Raw genomic sequence first — 15253 nt, forward strand, 5'->3', positions numbered from 1 at the left:
CGTGCAGTTTACCTATATAACAACTGGAGTCCTCAAAAGGTTCATTTGGTTGTGAAAAATAGATCGTCCGCTTCGAATGTGTCCACTTTTTCTCCAATGTACCACACAAAAAAAGAAGCCTGTAAATCTCAAAACTGCAGATTTACAGGCTTCTTATATGTTTCATTGCTAGCCCCTACGGGATGAGCACTCCTTCGGGGCAAAAACACGCTAACGGATAGCTTGCGGGCATAATCCCGCTTAATCAGCTAGCCGTACAATCGTTCTACCCTGTGAGCGGGCTGCCAGGATGTCTTCGAGCGCGCTTGGCAGGTCAGCCAAGCCAATTTCGCGCTCAACGAGCTGCTCCAGCTGCTCCGGCTTCCAGTCACTGCTGAGCTGCTTCCAGATCGCTACGCGGGTGTCATAGGGGCAAAAGACAGAGTCTATGCCTAGCAGATTTACACCGCGCAAAATAAACGGCAGCACCGTCGTAGGCAGCTTGGTGCCTGCTGTCAGGCCGCTCACGGCAACAGAGCCGTTGTAGGCGATCTGGCTAAGCAGCGAAGCGAGCGGCTTTCCGCCTACAGGGTCTACAGCCGCTTGCCAAAGCTGCTTGCCTAGCGGTCGGATGCTCTCGGCACCGTCGTAGACCTCCTCACGCGAAATAACCTCGGCTGCTCCGAGCGTCTTGAGGTAATCATGCGATTCGGCTTTGCCACTGCTGGCTACGACATGGTAGCCCCTCTTGTGCAGCAAGGCAATGGCTGCACCGCCTACGCCACCCGTTGCTCCGGTGACGAGTACCTTGCCCTTCTCCGGTGCAACGCCGTTTTGCTCTAGCCGATATAACGACAGGGCTGCGGTAAATCCGGCTGTCCCGAAAATCATCGCCTCTCTCAGCGTGAGTCCGTCTGGAAGCGGAACTACCCAGTCCGCAGGCACACGCGCGTATTGGCTGAATCCTCCGAATTGAGACACACCCAGCCCGTAGCCTGTAACGAGTACCGCTTGTCCCTCGCTAAAGCGGCTATCCTCCGAGGAGACGACAGTTCCCGAGCAATCTATGCCGGGTACGAATGGATAGGCTTTGACAATATTGCCATCCTTGCGGGCGGCAAGCCCGTCTTTATAGTTGATACTGGAATAAGCGACACGAATCAATACCTCTCCAGCAGGTAAACTGCCAGTTTCCAAAGAACGAACCTCTGCTTGAACTTCACCGTCCTGCGTCTGATCGACGACAAGGGCATGAAATGACTGAGTCATCTGTAAAAGCCTCCTTTATTACCGTTTAAGCTTATGAATGGTCTATATATTCCATCTCTAATATACAAATTATGCTTATGCAGCATACAACAATCTGCACAGCCTGTCAGCGGCAATGCTCACAAGCTCTTAATCTATTATACCCTTTAGCTTAGAATTACGTCGAAAATACCGGATTATGGATATATTCTTGCAACAATCTATTTCAATAAAGTTCGATAATCAATTATAAAGAGAGTGATAAATGAATTCTTACGCATTTTTCAAATCATTTTACGTAAACGGGATGTATTTTCAGAATGACTGTGCTAACATACCCTTTGATCGTTAAATATTCTATGAAGAAAGGTGAATGAATGACAACCAGAGCACTAAAAAATGGTTCGGTATTGTCCGAAGCCAAGGAACTGAATTTGTTCCGTTTGACATGGCCTATTTTCCTTGAATTGTTCCTGTTTATGCTAATGGGAAGCGTCGATACATTCATGCTCAGCTCTGTATCTGATAATGCAGTGTCGGGTGTGGGCGCATCCAATCAAATTATTTCAATCGCTATCCTTGTACTGGAGGTTATCGGCAACGGCGCTGCTATCGTCGTAGCTCAATATATCGGTTCTAAGAAACTAGTCGAAGCGGCCCAGGTGACGGGTACGGCCATTACTCTGAATTTAATGGTAGGTCTTTTGCTAAGCGTCATTTTTCTTGTGTTTGGTACTCATATGTTGCAATGGCTGAATGTCCAGGGTGATATTCTGACTTACGCGGAATCCTATATGAGTATCGTCGGGGGGGCCATTTTCCTTCAGGCATTGATTAACTCGCTGGCGGCGACCATTCGTACGCACGGTTTTACCAAAGAAACGATGTATGTATCGGTTTTTATGAACGTGATCCACGTGGTCGGCAACTATGTTTTGATTTTGGGACATTGGGGAATGCCTGCACTCGGTGTAGAGGGTGCTGCTATTTCTACAGTAGGTAGCCGCTTTATTTGTCTCTTGATCTTCTTCTGGCTGATGTACCGGGTAACTGAGGTCCGTGTCGAGTGGAAATATTACGTCCATTTATCCAAAAAATTTATCTCAAAAATATTGCGTATTGGTGTACCATCCGCGCTGGAGTCCATCATGTATCAGTCGTGTCAGCTCATATTCACACTGTACGTGACCTATCTGGGCGCAGAAGCAATGGCGACACGTCAATATGCCAATAATATTTCGAGCTATATTTATTTGTTCAGTATGGCAGTTGGTATGGGAACAGCTATCGTAGTGGGAAGACTCGTGGGAGCCAGAGAGAAGGATACGGCTTATAAACGTGTATTGAGCAGTGTGAAATGGGCGCTGCTCGTGACTGTGATCATTGATGCGATAGTTATCTTTTTCCGTGTACCCCTGCTCGGTTTGTTTACGGAAAACCCTGAGATTATTCGTTTGGGTGCACAGGTTATTTTACTTAGCATTCTGCTGGAAACTGGCCGGACGACGAATATCGTCATTATTAACTCGTTGCGTGCTGCTGGAGATGCCAAGTTCCCGGTCTTTATGGGCCTGATCTCCATGGTCTGCATGAGCTTGCCGCTGGGTTATCTGCTGGTATTCAAGCTGGATATGGGACTGGCTGGTGTATGGCTGGCGATTGCTGCTGATGAATGGACTCGTGCTGTCATCATGTATGCCCGCTGGAGAAGCCGGTTATGGGAGAAGCATTCGCTGGTCGAGCACGATACACCAGATCAGCCTGCAACGCCTGTTCCGGCGCTCTAATCCAAGTAATAATTCGGGTTAGCTAGAATCTAGCTTTTCGATAGAGTTGTATACGTGGAGGTAGTTCAAGAGAACATCTTGAGCTGCCTCTTTTTGCTGCATAGAGAGGAAATAGCAGAGAACCAGAAACTGTATATGAAAAAAACGCGCAGTGGCGCCACAGGTAAGTTTTAAGCTCAGAATATATCATAATAGTATTTATAAATAGAAGTATGGTAAATTTACTAAAAGAAAGATATACTTTTGTTGCACTAACGCAGTACATGAAAGACAAGGAGTGTACCGATGAAGAAGCCGACGATTGAAGATGTTGCCCAGAAGGCGGGAGTGTCTAAAAGCACAGTCTCGCAATTTCTGAACAAACGATATAAATATATGAGCGACCAAACCAAAGACCGGATCGCTGAGGTTATTCAAGAGCTGAACTATCAGCCTAACGGGCTAGCCCGCAGCTTGAAGCAAAACCGGACGTTTATGGTGGGAGTCATTGTAGCCAACATTGATTATACGCTGTCGATTCAGTCTATCCGTGCGATTGAGGAGGAATTGCAGCGCTTTGGCATTCAGGTGATCATTTGCAACGCCGATGAAAACCCTGACAAGGAAAGTCAGTATATTGAGATGCTCAAGGCCCGTCAAGTGGACGGCCTAATCATCTTCCCGACAGGAAAGCATGCAGACATTTACAACCAGCTCATTCGTGAAAAATATCCATTGGTGTTTTTGGACCGCTTGGTGGACGGTGTCAATACACGTAGCCTGCTGTTGGATAACGAAATGGCGATTAAGCTGGCGATTCAGGAACTTGTGGCTCACAAGCATGAACGAATTGCACTGATTACCTTGCCCCTTGGCTTGAATCGGATTACTCCACGAGTGGAGCGGCTCAGCGGATATAAGAAGGCGCTGGAGGAGCATGGCTTGCCATTTCGTGAAGAATATATGCACAGCGTGCCGAGAGAAGAAATCCAGCAGACGCTGAAGGAGCTGTTCCAACTGCCGGAGCCGCCGACTGCACTGTTGGCCGGGAATGATATCGTGTTGGCTGAGGTGTTAAAGTATGTGAATGCTCGCCGTATACGTATTCCGGCAGAGCTATCCATTATCGGGATTGACGATGCGGAGTTTGCTCATATTTACAATCCGCCGATTACGACCATTACACAACCGATTGCGGATATGGGGAAACAGGCCGCAAAAACGTTGCTGTCCAGCATTGAGGAAGGCGGCGAGTCGGTACCGATTATTTACCGATTTGTGCCGGATATCAATCGAGGAGAATCTGTCAAAACGCTGTAGATGAGCACCATGCCACATATTATAAAAATAGCCCGTATTCCTTTGTGTGACCTGAGTATGCGCATGCTGCTCAGGTCACACAAATGTGAATACGGGCTATTGGAAGTTAAGGCTGACTTGGATGCGGCCTTGTTGAGCTTGCGCTCGTAGCGGTGAAGGTTATGCGGGGAATGAGCCCAGACTAATTCGTGCTGGCGCTGAGCAAAAAAGCTTCCAATTCGGCTCGTGTCGGATAGCCGTCCATGTCTCCAGCGGACATGACAGCCAGCGCACCAAGTGCATTACCACGCTTGACCGCTTCAGCCAGGGGTAATCCCTCCAGCAGCGCGCTGATCACACCTGCGGCAAAGCCGTCACCTGCGCCGACAGTATCCACGACATGATCTACGCGGAAACGCTTGACATATCCCTCTGCATCTGCGGATTTGTAATAGGCGCCTTCGGTTCCCAGCTTGATGATCACCAGCGAGGTGCCGCGATCGAGGTAGAACGAAGCGATATCTTCAGGCGAAGTATAGCCTGTTAGTATTTTACCCTCATGGATGCCTGGCAGCAGCCAATCGCAACCCTCGGATGCTTCGTTAATCGCCTCCACCATCGTTTGTGTGTCAGGCCATAACTTGGGTCTGAGGTTAGGATCGAAGGATACGGTTTTGCCTGCCTTTTTCATAAACTGCTTCGCATGTCGGGCGAAGTCGCGGCATTCAGGGGAAAGTGCGACAGAAATACCTGTAAAGTGTAGGTGGCGAGCCCCGGCAAAATAAGCTTCGTTAAAATCAGCAATGCTTAGTGTGGAAGCGGCGGAATGCCTGCGAAAATATTCGACCTCAGGGTCGCCGCTGGTAACTTTGGATTTAATCAGCATCCCGGTAGAGTGGTCTTTGGTAAACATGACATTTTGGGTGTCAATCTTCTCCTGACGCAGTGCATCGGCAATGAACTTGCCGAACGCATCCTCGCCGAGCTTGGTCACGAGTCCAGCTCGTAGCCCCAAACGCGACAAACCGGCCGAAACATTCGTCTCCGCCCCGGCCAGCGCTTTGGTAAATGAACGCACCTCATCCAGAGAGCCTGCTTCATTGGCGTAAAACATAGCCATGGGTTCTCCAAAGGTAACAGCATCCAATGTTGCGGTCATTTGAATTCCTCCTTATGTTTAGTAAACTAAATCTGTAAGCGTATGCACCGCTTGAATAAAATGAAATTATCACATAAATCGGTTTTTCACAATGAGTAAGTTGATATATTTGCTAAAAACTTTTTGGGCAATGTAGATAAAAAAATATGATTTTGTTTATCAAAAGGTAAAAATCGTGTAAAAATCCGCGAATATTAAGGATTTTTCTAGGGATGATGAAGTTTTGGGTTGACACACTCTTAGATAATAATTACAATTCTAGCTAAGAAGTAGAGTTAGAAACCGCTTTTATAACAATTCCGTTGATAAAAAAGTTTATCTAAACAGGAGGAATGTTTTTATGGAAATGCGTTATTCAACTCATCCCGAACATGCCAAGCATTTTACGACTGAAGAGTTGCGTCAGCACTATCTGATCCAGGAGCTTTTTGTACCTGAGGAAGTAAAGCTGGTCTATACGCATGAAGATCGTGTCATTATCGGGGGCATTCATCCCGTGAATAAATCTGTTGCACTGGAAGGTAGCGATCAAATCAAAGCGGAAACTTTCCTGGAACGCCGTGAACTGGGTGTTTTTAATGTCGGCGGTAGCGGTACGGTCAAGGTGGATGGTGAAACTTACGAGCTGGCCACAAAAGACTGTCTCTACGTAGGTAAAGGTGCTAAGAAGTTGATCTTTGAAAGCGATTCCAGCGAAAAGCCTGCGAAGTTTTATATCGTTTCAGCCTTGGCTCATACCACGTATCCAACGACGAAGCAGTCTTTTGCCGATGTGCCGTCTGAAAGTCTGGGTTCGCAAGAAACAGCCAATAACCGTACGTTACGTCGCTTTATCCATGACGAAGGCATTCAAAGCTGCCAGCTGGTTATGGGGATGACCACGTTGGAGAACGGCAGTGTGTGGAACTCCATGCCGACACATGTTCATGACCGTCGCATGGAAGTGTATTTCTATTTTGAACTGGACGAAAACGCCAGAATGTTCCACCTGATGGGTGAGCCGAACGAAACACGCCATCTGGTCATGAAAAATGATGAAGCCGTTATTTCTCCGCCTTGGTCTATCCATTGCGGTGCAGCTACAGGCAGCTATACCTTCATTTGGGGCATGGCCGGTGAAAATAAAACATACAAGGACATGGATCAGGTAGCCATGAGCGAGTTGCGTTAATCAGTGCATTGGAACGTAGACCTGCAAGCGGCTGAGGAACCATGGTCATCCCATTCGTGGAAAGGATCAGGAACATGACGAAAAAGAAAGTTTTGGAACATATTACTTCGGTTGGTGTTGTCGCAGTCATTCGGGGAAACACAGCGGAGGAAGCGTATCAAATGTCCAAAGCCTGTATTGAAGGCGGCTTGGATAATATTGAGCTTACGTTTACCACGCCAGATGCGGATCAGGTCATTCGAAGATTGAGAGACGAATTTAAGGATCGGGCCGTTATTGGTGCAGGAACTGTACTGGAGTCACTGACGGCAAGAATTGCTATTCTGGCCGGAGCAGAATTTGTCGTAAGTCCTTCTTTTGAAGAAGAAACAGCGAAGCTATGCAATTTGTATGCGATTCCTTATATGCCTGGCTGCATGACGCTGAATGAGATCAAGGAAGCCATGAAATTGGGTAGTGATGTTGTGAAGTTGTTCCCGGGCAATACGATGGGGGCGGACTTTGTTAAGGCCGTGAGAGGGCCAATGCCTCACGTGCAGATTATGCCAACGGGTGGCGTTGACCTGGATAATATGGAAACCTGGCTGCGTAACGGCTGTGTGGCCGTGGGAATTGGAGGCAATTTGACGGCTCCAGCCAAGGAAGGTCGCTACGACTTGATCACCGAAAATGCAGCACGTTATGTGGCTAAATACAAAGAAGTACGTGCAGCGTTGTAGGCTTCAGAAAATATAGGTATTTATACTAATTTGTGATGGAGGCGTAGGCATGGGTCTGAACGATTTTTCATTGGATTTTTTCAGTCTAAAAGGTAAAACAGCGATTGTAACAGGGGGCAACAGTGGATTAGGTCAAGGATATTCCGTAGCTTTGGCCAAGGCAGGCGCAAACCTGTTCATTGTAGCTAACAATGATGATTATGAAGAAACAAGACGTCTGCTGGAGCCAACGGGTGTGAAGTTTGCTTTTCACCAGGCTGACCTGACTGAAAAAGCATCCATTAAAAAACTTGTAGAAGAGTGTGTCAAGGAATTTGGCAAAATTGATATCCTTGTCAATAACGCGGGTACGATCCGCCGCGCTCCTTTGCTGGAGTATAAAGATGAAGATTGGGACGCTGTTATGGAAATCAACCTGAATGCTGTATACCATTTGAGCCAGGAAGTGGCGAAGATAATGGTAGAGCAAAAAAGCGGGAAGATTATTAATGTCGCTTCTATGCTTGCTTTCCAGGGCGGCAAGTTCGTTCCGCCATATACAGCAAGCAAGCACGCAGTAGCTGGCATAACCAAGGCATTTGCGAACGAACTGGCGGTTCATAACGTTCAGATTAATGCGATTGCCCCTGGTTATATTGCTACAGCGAACACAGCTCCAATTCGTGCGGATGAAGGTCGCAATCAAGAAATCTTATCGCGTATTCCTGCGGGTCGTTGGGGTGATCCGTCTGACCTGATGGGGGTTGTTGTTTTCCTCGCCAGTCAGGGTTCGGACTACATGAATGGTCATATCTTGGCGGTGGATGGCGGCTGGCTGGTACGTTAATCAGCGCCAATCACATCGAAGCTATGAACTGAAAGCTGCCTCAAAAGGAACTTGTCCTTTCAGGCAGCTTTTATTTGTTTGATGAACCTGTAAGCTGAATATGAAGATTTGGGGCGTTGTGTCGATCCGTCCTATGCATATGGCACGAATGCCTTTATAATTTAATGAGATAAAAATTGCCTAGGCTCCAGCCGTTACACTTGGTTGGAGCCTTTGAGCATAATACAGAATGGATTGGAGAATGGAGAGATGAGTTCACAGCAACACCAACGAGCTTTGGTATACAAATCGTTGTGGCATGCAGGTCCTTGGGTGCTTGTCGCAGGGATCATCCTGGTAGGTGCCAATCTGCGCGCCTCGATTACTTCGGTAGGACCTCTTATCGGTTTGATTAAGGATTCTTTGCATATTTCAAATACACTAAGTGGTCTGTTAACGACGTTCCCGCTGCTTGCTTTTGCACTGTTGTCGCCTTTTGTAGCCAAACTGTCGCGGCGCTTCGGGTCTTCCCTTATTATTTTTGCGGCCTTGCTGCTGTTGACCGCAGGTATTGTAGTGCGCTCGACGCTGGGGGTGACTGCATTATTTGTCGGGACTGCGATGCTGGGACTGGCTATTGCTGTGTGCAATGTTTTGCTGCCCAGTTTGATCAAAGAGGAATTTCCACGCAACAGCGGACTAATGACCGGCGTATATTCCGTATCCATGAATGTGGTCGCTGCAACAGCATCCGGTCTGAGTATACCGCTGGCTCTGAACGGAGGAATGGGCTGGCGCGGTGCTTTGGGGATTTGGGCGATTGTCGGTGTCCTAGGTATTTTACTCTGGGTGCCGCAGCTCCTTAAGGCGCGCCGAACGGCTAGTCAAGCGGTAGTATCTGCCCGAACGGTGAATGTGTATAAATCGTCTTTGGCTTGGAAGGTAACGCTGTTTATGGGGCTGCAATCTGCCCTGTTCTATGTTCCTGCTGCCTGGTTTCCCGAAATGATGAGCGGACAGGGAATGGATTCAGAGACTGCGGGATGGATGCTGTCTGTGATGCAATTCTCGCAAATGCCATTTACTTTTATTGTGCCTATTTGGGCGGCGCGAGTGAAGGATCAGCGGATATTGGTTCTGATTATGGCTGCGCTCTATTTTATAGGTCTGGGTGGATTTCTGCTCGGGGCTACACAGTGGAGTGTGATTTGGGTCATTTGTATGGGTATAGCGGGTGGTTTTGCTTTTCCGCTAGTTATGATGTTCTTTAATTTGCGGACGCGAACACCGCAGCAGGCAGCAGAGCTGTCAGGTATGGCGCAATCCTTTGGTTATTTGCTAGCAGCGACTGGGCCGACGTTGTTCGGCTATTTGCATGATGCGACACAAGGCTGGACAATTCCGCTGCTTTTACTCTTGTGCCTGAGTGTTCTGCTTATGTTTACAGGGCTGGGTGCAGCCAAGAAACGATATGTCGGAGGCGAGGTGGATGATCAGGCTGCAATTTGATGCAGATGGCTACAGTGTGGTCTATAATGCAGATCGTGTTATGTTGTTGGCTAAAGAGTTTGCGTTGTTGCGCTTTTTATACGATAACCGGAATCAGGTGTTCACCCGGGAACAACTGCTGGATCGTGTATGGCCAATGGAATATCCAGTGGAGCGTACAGTGGATGACCATATCTATAGATTGCGCAAAAAACTTAAGTCATGGAATGGGCTCCGTATCCATACGGTCAGAGGATATGGCTACAGCTTGACCCTGACTGGCATACAACCACGAAATCATCCTTCTTTGCACGATCAGGAAGTACAGGACGCCGTTCATGGACTTTTTCGAAAGTATCACCTGCTGGGGCAAGGCGATTCCATCGTAGCGCTGGCTGAACAGCAGGAGCAGATGGGTTTCCAAATGTCTGCCTATTATCAAATGTATACCCGTTTTGTACAGGCGGATGTAGCTTGGTTTTTGAAGCAAGAGGATTTTGCACCCGCAGACCGTTTGTATTGGATGTTGCTGCTTTATACGTGCACCGCAGGGGTAACGGATCAAGGGCTTGCCCTATGTGAACGTGCGCTTGCCAGCGGATTGCTGTCCAGTGATCAGGAGCGGGAATTACGTATCCTCAATATTCTGGAGGCTTATGTGGAGAATGGACAACCTGAACGCGCACAGGAAGGTCTACCACTGACCTTCAAGGTTATGGAGCGGGATGATCTTGATAAATTTGAGATGCCGGTTGCGCTCATGGAGATGTACATGCATTTGGTCGCCAATCATATGGAAAAGGCTGCCGAACTGTCTGATCGTCTGGAAGGCATGCTGGCAGAGGCTCCGTATTTGCGCGAACTGGGCCGTTATCGCTTGCTGCGCGGACTTATGCTGTTGCGTACTGGAGATGTAGACCAGGCCGAGCGGCTCATGGATGAGGGGCTGGTCACCCTTGATATGGCGAAACAGGAGCTATTAAAAATCAAAGCAATAAGTCAAATTCGTAGTTTTTTAAAGCTTTGCAGCCCGTATCCAAGGCTGGAAGAGAAGTATGCGACTCAGTATGATCAGCTTGACCGGGACAATAGTTTAACACTGCATCGTTCAGTGCTAAGGCACTGGCTGGAGCAGATCCTTTCTTAGACCTGACTTTCTTAGCTGTCTGATTTTCCTCTGATATAGGCCCGCTAGAATGTTCTTATTGCTAAAGAAGCAGATAATGAGAGCAGGGTGAGTAGAAATGAAGGAAATGAAAGAATTGCAGTCCACGCCTAGCATTTGGCGTAATGGCCATTTTCGGCGGATGTTTGCGGCACATACGGCTGCTTCCTTTGGTGATTGGTTTGATGCTATCGCCATTCAGGTGCTTGTTGCTTACCGCTGGGAAGCTGACCCGATGCTGATTGCGCTGATTCCGGTAGTTATGGCGCTACCGGGTCTGCTGTTCGGTTCCATTGCAGGCACGTTAGCCGACCGGGTACATAAGGCCCGACTGATGATCGGCTGCGATGTAGCTGTCGCCTTATTGACGCTGACGATTCTCGCCGTCCCTGGTCCGGTGTGGCTGTTGCCTTTGCTCGGCTTGCGCGCGGCGGCTGGCGTATTCCAAATGCCGTCACAGCAAGGTTTGACTCGTACAGTAGTCGCCAGTGGCGACCTATTCCGTGCAACCTCACTGAATGGCCTGGTCAATCAGGCCTCCAAAGTGGCGGGACCATTGCTGGGCGCCATGACCTTGACTGTGCTGTCCCCGCAAGCATGCATTATCCTGAATGCACTGCTGCGCCTCTGCTCCGGCCTCTTGCTATGGCCGCTGCGCGGAATCGGTCCGGCGCTGGCCAGCACAGACCAGCAAGCGGTTGCTGGTGCTGACGAGCAGCTCGGAAAGTCGACATCGGTTACAGCGCATGGGGCTGATGATGCCAAGATGCAGGGAGAGCCTGCTCACGTAGCCCGTTTTTTCAGCCAGTGGCGGGAGGGTTGGGCGTTCCTTTGGCGCAGTCGAATGCTTTTGCATACGCTCATATTCGGGCTGTTCGGCTTGATCGCCATTCTTATGATCGACTACCAGTTCCCTACGTTGCTGAGAGTGCTCGCTCCGGGCAACGAATCGCTGCTTGGCTGGTTGGTTTCCGCCATAGGTGCTGGCGCTGTTGGTTGTATGCTTGTGCTTAATCGCTTGAATCGTATAAGCGCAGGCTGGGGACTCGGTGGAGGCTATGTGCTGATTGGCGGAGCGATTGCCGCTTTAGGCTGGGCGCAGCCCGGGACAGGACTACCCGTACTGCTTACGATCGGGGCTATGCTAGGTGTGGGGAATGGTCTGTACATTATCACCCAGAATTACATATTACAAGCCAAAACCCCTGCTGATATGGTGGGGCGTGTCTTCGGTATTCAAAGTACCGTGATTGGAGCGATCATGGTCATTTCGCCGCTTACCGGGGGAGTATTGATCCGAATAGCAGGGGCAGGAACGGCTTTTGTCTGGATCGGGATGTCTGTTGGAATCCTGGGTTTGGCAGGACTTCTGCTTCAATCTGTAATTTGGCGCGAGTCTCTTGCTGATCCTCCCCCTTCGACTGAACAAAATGTCGATCTAGCGTAATCGTTTGCTTCCATTTAAGAAATTTATATTATTGTAGCATCAATATTTTTAGCATAGGAGAGATCGAGTTGACTCAAAATTATTCGTCCGCAACGCCAGTGGCACGACTGCTTGAAGGATCACGAGTGTACTTGCGTCCCATTAACGTGGAGGACACCGAGCTGTATTATAATACGTTGTTTCATCAGGAAGTGCGGAGGCTGACGGGCACACAGCGAAGCTTTACCAAAGACCAAATTGCTCGTTATATAGAAGCCAAAGGGCAGGATTCCTCAAGCCTGCTGCTGCTCATTGCACTTCAGGAAGATGATCGTGTCATCGGGGATATTGCGCTACAGGATATGGATAGCCTGAATCACAGCGCCAATATCCGTATTGCGATCAATGAGCATGGGGATCAAGGCAAAGGCTACGGCACCGAAGCGCTTGTGCTCATGCTAGGCTATGGATTCGGTATTTGTAACCTGCATCGGATTGAGCTGAATGTATTTGATTTTAATGAAAAGGCCATCCGCTGCTATGAAAAAGTAGGCTTTAAGCGTGAAGGTGTGCAGCGGGATGCTTTATTTTACAATCACCAATACCACGATTCGATTTTGATGAGTATGCTGCAGCATGAATATCGCGACAGATATGTGAAACAAGCAGAAAGTTGAATCAATACGTTTACACGGGTTTGCAGAAGAGATATAATTAAAAGATAAAGTTACTTGTTTGCGCAAGGATAACCGACAACATCAAATGAATATATGAATTACCGGAGGAGCCTGTCACCAAGGCTCCTTTATGTCTTTTTAGGGGAACCTGTGCTGTATGTCGGGTTTCCCTTTTTATTTTGCGAGTTGTTGGTCTGTTTAAGGTCAGACACATATTTTGGACGATTGTTCTGCATTTTATGATTATCCGTTTTCTTTAATGTTGTAGATGATGCGCAAATGAGGTCAAGGATTAAATAAAAGGAGGTTATTAACCTATGCAATTTATATTGTATCTTCTGTTGATTCTGTTGTTTACAAAAGTAGCCGGTCATCTATCGGTTAAGCTCGGTCAACCAGCGGTATTGGGGAAGCTGATCGCTGGTATCGTACTGGGCCCGGCAGTTTTGGGATGGGTGCAAAATGATTCGCTGATTCATGATATGTCTGAAATCGGCGTGTTGCTGTTGATGTTCATTGCCGGGCTGGAGACGGATCTGGATCAGCTTCGGCGCAACTGGAAGCCTGCGGTAGCAGTGGCGGTCGGGGGGATTATTTTGCCGTTGCTCTGTGGGTTTGCAGTCGGTGAAGCCTTTGGATTTTCAGTACATGAAGGATGGTTTTTGGGGATTGTCTTGAGCGCTACTTCCGTAAGCATTACAGTGCAGGTGCTCAAGGATATGAACAAGCTGAATACTCGAGAAGGCTCGACCATTTTAGGTGCAGCCGTACTGGATGATGTGCTTGTCGTAGTGCTGCTTGCGGTAGTGATGAGTATATTCGGCATGGGTGGGCAAACCTCGCTGGGACTTCTTGTTGGCAAGAAGCTGATCTTCTTCGTAGGGGCTATTCTGGGTGGCTGGTTTGTTGTTCCATGGATTATGAAAATACTTGCCCCCCTCAAAGTGACCGAAGCTGTGATTACTTCTGCGTTGGTCATTTGCTTCGGTTTTGCATATTTTGCAGATTTGATGGGTATGGCGGGTATTATCGGAGCTTTTGCTGCCGGGATTGCCATTTCGCAAACAAGCTTTAAGGCTGTCGTAGAAGAAAAGGTGGAGCCCATCGCTTATTCCATCTTTGTGCCAGTATTTTTTGTCAGCATTGGCTTAAATGTATCTTTTGAGGGAGTGGGGCAGCAGCTTGGGTTTGTTGTTGTTTTGACCCTGATAGCACTGGTGACGAAGTTGGTCGGAGGAGGCATCGGCGCGCGGCTGACAGGTTTTAATACCCGTTCCTCGCTTGCGATTGGTTCTGGCATGATATCTCGCGGAGAAGTTGCGCTTATTATCGCAGCCACCGGGCTGCAAACAGGTCTGCTGGCACAACAGTATTTTACATCAGTCATCATTGCCGTTATTTTGACGACTTTGGCTGCACCTCCAATTCTTAAGCTAAGTTTTAGTGACAGGAAGACTGTAAGCCGAGTTAAACAGTAGAAGATTGGACGAACCAGACATACAGTAAGACCCTTCTGATTCATTTTCCAAGCAGGATGGAAAGTGATCGAAGGGTCTTTTTATGTTGGAATGTTCGGTTCGGTCGTAGAATTAGGACTCGGATACGACGGTGAAACGTTGATTCAAATGTTGTGGTTTTTCAATTTCGTCTACTACGGCAACTGCATAATCTTCATAGCTGACATAGCTTGCACCTTTGGAATTAACCAGTAGTGTGTCTTTGCCCACTTGGTAAGAGCCTGTACGTTGGCCGAGAGCAAATTCCGCGGAAGGACTAATAAACGTCCAGTTCAGGTCGCTGGTACCGCGTAGAATTTCCAGGTTCTTTCCTTGGTTATGAGCTGTTGGATATACAAAATCAGGGAAGTCGGGAGTATCCTTGACCAAGAGTGTCTGAGATTCATCCGTAAACAAGCTGCCTGCACCACCTACGACAATCAGGCGAGTACCGGATACATTGCGGAGAGCCTCAATTAGCACGTTACCTGCATCTACATGCAGATGCTCTTGTCCGAACGGAGCGGCAAAAGCATTAACAACGGCGTCAAAACCTTTCAGATCATCTGTTTTCAGGTCAAAAACGTCTTTTTGTACTACAGCTGCACGATTATCCGTTACTTTAGCTGGGTCACGGACGATGGCGGTTACTTCATGCCCTCTGTCTAATGCTTCTTTTACGATATTACTTCCTGCTTTACCGCCTGCACCAATAACTGCAATTTTCATAATAGAATAGCCTCCTAAAAAATAATTTGGATGATTTATTGGCTTAATTCATGCGTTGTATGATGTTCATACTTGAACTTTAATATGTAACTATTATAGTTACAACATAAAATAAAAGTCAAGCTC

General features: G+C 47.9%; 13 protein-coding genes. 10 read left to right on the plus strand and 3 right to left on the minus strand.

Translation table 11 applies throughout. The features are described from left to right. Positions 1-240 precede the first annotated feature (240 nt). Positions 241-1248, minus strand: coding sequence for an acrylyl-CoA reductase family protein (locus G9G57_RS01510; RefSeq protein ID WP_017428649.1), 1008 nt, complete (start codon positions 1246-1248; stop codon positions 241-243). A 356-nt stretch (positions 1249-1604) separates the two neighbouring features. Here G9G57_RS01510 and G9G57_RS01515 point away from each other — a divergent pair, with 356 nt between their 5' ends. Together G9G57_RS01515 and G9G57_RS01520 are read left to right on the plus strand one after the other, a co-directional pair. Then, positions 1605-3014: an MATE family efflux transporter gene (locus tag G9G57_RS01515; RefSeq protein ID WP_102997468.1), complete on the plus strand. Its 1410-nt coding sequence runs from the start codon at positions 1605-1607 to the stop codon at positions 3012-3014. A 285-nt stretch (positions 3015-3299) separates the two neighbouring features. Next, entirely contained in the window at positions 3300-4313 is a 1014-nt protein-coding gene (locus G9G57_RS01520) for a LacI family DNA-binding transcriptional regulator (protein WP_016822717.1), read from the plus strand. A 181-nt stretch (positions 4314-4494) separates the two neighbouring features. Here G9G57_RS01520 and G9G57_RS01525 read toward each other — a convergent pair whose 3' ends face one another. Beyond that, positions 4495-5451: a sugar kinase gene (locus tag G9G57_RS01525; protein ID WP_102997469.1), complete on the minus strand. Its 957-nt coding sequence runs from the start codon at positions 5449-5451 to the stop codon at positions 4495-4497. Between the two features lie 340 nt (positions 5452-5791). On the opposite strand from G9G57_RS01525, the gene kduI reads away from it, so the two are divergent. The 8 genes from kduI (at position 5792) to G9G57_RS01565 (ending at position 14380) form a co-directional block, all read left to right on the plus strand. Next, entirely contained in the window at positions 5792-6622 is an 831-nt protein-coding gene (gene kduI, locus G9G57_RS01530) for a 5-dehydro-4-deoxy-D-glucuronate isomerase (protein WP_017428648.1), read from the plus strand. A 74-nt stretch (positions 6623-6696) separates the two neighbouring features. Further along, a complete protein-coding gene (locus tag G9G57_RS01535) occupies positions 6697-7341 on the plus strand; it encodes a bifunctional 2-keto-4-hydroxyglutarate aldolase/2-keto-3-deoxy-6-phosphogluconate aldolase (RefSeq protein ID WP_013373614.1) in 645 nt (214 codons plus the stop codon). Between the two features lie 49 nt (positions 7342-7390). Then, positions 7391-8167, plus strand: a complete 777-nt coding sequence (kduD, locus tag G9G57_RS01540; protein ID WP_117288802.1) for a 2-dehydro-3-deoxy-D-gluconate 5-dehydrogenase KduD — start codon at positions 7391-7393, stop codon at positions 8165-8167. 249 nt (positions 8168-8416) lie between these two features. After that, the gene (locus tag G9G57_RS01545; protein ID WP_113050048.1) at positions 8417-9655 is read left to right on the plus strand and encodes a CynX/NimT family MFS transporter; all 1239 of its coding nucleotides are present in this window, start codon (positions 8417-8419) and stop codon (positions 9653-9655) included. Further along, positions 9636-10781, plus strand: a complete 1146-nt coding sequence (locus G9G57_RS01550) for a winged helix-turn-helix domain-containing protein (RefSeq protein WP_113050047.1) — start codon at positions 9636-9638, stop codon at positions 10779-10781. The genes G9G57_RS01545 and G9G57_RS01550 overlap by 20 nt, the downstream gene beginning before the upstream one ends. A gap of 97 nt (positions 10782-10878) precedes the next feature. Beyond that, positions 10879-12246: an MFS transporter gene (locus tag G9G57_RS01555; protein WP_113050046.1), complete on the plus strand. Its 1368-nt coding sequence runs from the start codon at positions 10879-10881 to the stop codon at positions 12244-12246. A 68-nt stretch (positions 12247-12314) separates the two neighbouring features. Further along, on the plus strand, positions 12315-12902 hold the full coding sequence (locus G9G57_RS01560; protein WP_113050045.1) for a GNAT family N-acetyltransferase: 588 nt from the start codon (positions 12315-12317) through the stop codon (positions 12900-12902). A 317-nt stretch (positions 12903-13219) separates the two neighbouring features. Then, positions 13220-14380, plus strand: coding sequence for a cation:proton antiporter (locus G9G57_RS01565; protein ID WP_113050044.1), 1161 nt, complete (start codon positions 13220-13222; stop codon positions 14378-14380). Positions 14381-14491: 111 nt separating this feature from the next. Here G9G57_RS01565 and G9G57_RS01570 read toward each other — a convergent pair whose 3' ends face one another. Further along, a complete protein-coding gene (locus G9G57_RS01570) occupies positions 14492-15127 on the minus strand; it encodes an NAD(P)-dependent oxidoreductase (protein ID WP_113050043.1) in 636 nt (211 codons plus the stop codon). Positions 15128-15253: the final 126 nt, after the last annotated feature.

The sequence above is a fragment of the Paenibacillus sp. EKM211P genome (assembly GCF_011066175.1).
In the GTDB taxonomy this organism is placed as follows: domain Bacteria; phylum Bacillota; class Bacilli; order Paenibacillales; family Paenibacillaceae; genus Paenibacillus; species Paenibacillus polymyxa.